Origin of the sequence: Kineococcus indalonis (genome assembly GCF_009906395.1) — a bacterium.
Lineage (GTDB): Bacteria > Actinomycetota > Actinomycetes > Actinomycetales > Kineococcaceae > Kineococcus > Kineococcus indalonis.
Genome location: NZ_JAAALM010000617.1, coordinates 1 through 2113 on the forward strand (window position 1 = coordinate 1; position 2113 = coordinate 2113).

A 2113-nucleotide genomic window follows, 5' to 3' on the forward strand; every position below is an offset into this window, starting at 1 on the left:
CTCACGCACGTCAAGAACGTACAAGACGGCCGGGCCCGGCCCGCCGGACGCTGCGGGGCGTGACCACCGACGCCACCACCGACGCCACCACCACCGACGTCACCACCGACGTGCCCGCCACCGACCCGGCCCGCACCGCCACCAAGACCGCCGTCCTGCTGCGCGAGGACCTGCTGCCCTGGCAGCGGCTGAACGTCACCGCGTTCCTGGCCGGCGGGGTGAGCGCGGCCCACCCCGAGCTGCTCGGCCTGCCGTACGCCGACGCCGACGGCACCGCCTACCTGCCGCTGCTGGGGCAGCCGGTGCTCGTGCTGGAGGGCTCCGCCGACGTGCTGCGCGCGGCCCGCGAGCGCGCCGGCCGGCGCGGCCTGGCGGTGGCCGTGTTCACCGCCGCCATGTTCGGCACCGGCCACGACGCCGCCAACCGCGCCGTCGTCGCCGCCGTGCCCGGCGCCGACCTGGACCTCGTCGGCCTGGCCCTGCACGGTCCGCGCACCGCCGTGGACAAGGTCGTCAAGGGCTCGCGCCTGCACCCGTGAGGGTGTTCCGAGGCGGCGGCCGACCGCGGGTTCCGGGAACCGGCGGCGGGGTTTCCGGAACACCGGGCCGTGATCGAGATCACGGTTCGGTGCGCGGCGGGCCGCGGTCGTTGCCCCGCGCCCGGGGGCGTGGTTTCGTGCAGGCACCGAAAGGACTCGACGACGAGGAGCTTCCGTGCAGACCACGCGACGCGGCGCGCTGGGTGCCGCGCTGGGCGTCGGCGCCATGGCGCTGGGCGGGTGCGCCGTGGGCGCCGCCGCCGACTCGGTGAACCAGCAACCGCTCAAGCCACGGGCCGACGGCCCCATCACCCTCACCTACTGGTCCTGGCTGAAGGACCTGCAGTCGGTCTGTGACCTGTGGAACGCCGACCACCCCGACGTGCAGGTCCAGGCGGTGTGGAGCGGCGCGGGCACCAACGGCGGCTACACCCGCATGTTCGCCGCCCTGGCCGCCGGCGGCGGCTCCGACATCGCCCAGGTCGAGTTCCAGCTGCTGCCCAGCTTCCTGCTGCAGAACGGGCTGGTGGACCTGTCCCGGTACGGCTTCCGGGACCACCTGGGCGACTACCGCGAGGCCGACATCTCCCGCGTCTCCGTCGGCGACGGCATCTTCGGCGTGCCGCAGGACACCGGCCCGGTGGGCTGGTTCCACCGCCGCGACGTGCTCGACGCGCTCGGCGCCGTGCCGCCGGCCACCTGGCCGGAGTGGGCGGACCTGGCCCGCGCCGTCAAGGAGGCCGACCCGGCGAACCGGCTGGAGGGCTTCCCGATCAACGACCCGAACATCTTCACCAGCCTGTGCATGCAGGCCGGCGCCGCCTGGTTCACCCCCGAGGGCGAGGACTGGGTCGTCGACATCGCCGGCGCCCCCACCCGCACGGTGGGGGAGTTCATGGACGCCGCCTTCGACGAGGACCTCTACAACACGGCGCTGGCCCCGTTCTCCTCCGGCTGGACCGCCGCGGCCGCGGGCGGCTCCATCGCCGCGGTAACCACCGGCTCCTGGGGCGACGCGCTCGTGCAGAGCGTCGGGGGCACCGAGGGGCTGTGGGGGGTGGCGCCCATGCCGCTGTGGCCGGGCACGGGCTTCCCCTCCGCCACGCTCGGCGGTTCCACCGGCGCCGTGCTGGCCACCTCCCAGCACCCGGCCGAGGCGGCGGACTTCCTGCACTGGATGACCACCGACCCGGCGGCCATCGACGCCCAGATCGTCAACTGCGGCATCGGCTGGTCGCCCTCGCCGGACTACGTCGGGGCCTCGCGCGAGCAGCCGTCGGAGTTCTTCGGCGGCCAGAACTACAACCAGGAGGTCTTCGTGCCCGCCGCCGACGCGCAGAACCCGGACTGGACCTGGTCCCCGGTCTTCATCGAGCTCAACGACGCGCTCTCCACGGTCTTCCGCGAGCGCCTCACCGGCGGGCGGCCCGTGGTGGACGGGCTGGCCGACGTGCAGGAGCAGACGATCGCGATCATGCGCGACAAGGGCCTGCGGGTCCGCGCGGGGAGCGAGGCGTGAGCACCGCGGCCGGCAGCGCTGCGGGCAGCGCGACGAGCGGGGCGGCGGGCGGGGC

At 74.8% G+C, this 2113-nt stretch carries 2 protein-coding genes; both read left to right on the plus strand.

Going from position 1 to position 2113, the window contains the following annotated elements; genetic code table 11:
* Positions 1-110 precede the first annotated feature (110 nt).
* Positions 111-539, plus strand: coding sequence for a DUF2000 family protein (locus GTR00_RS19575; protein ID WP_166613225.1), 429 nt, complete (start codon positions 111-113; stop codon positions 537-539).
* Positions 540-714: 175 nt separating this feature from the next.
* On the plus strand, positions 715-2058 hold the full coding sequence (locus GTR00_RS19580) for an ABC transporter substrate-binding protein (RefSeq protein ID WP_205706238.1): 1344 nt from the start codon (positions 715-717) through the stop codon (positions 2056-2058).
* Positions 2059-2113: the final 55 nt, after the last annotated feature.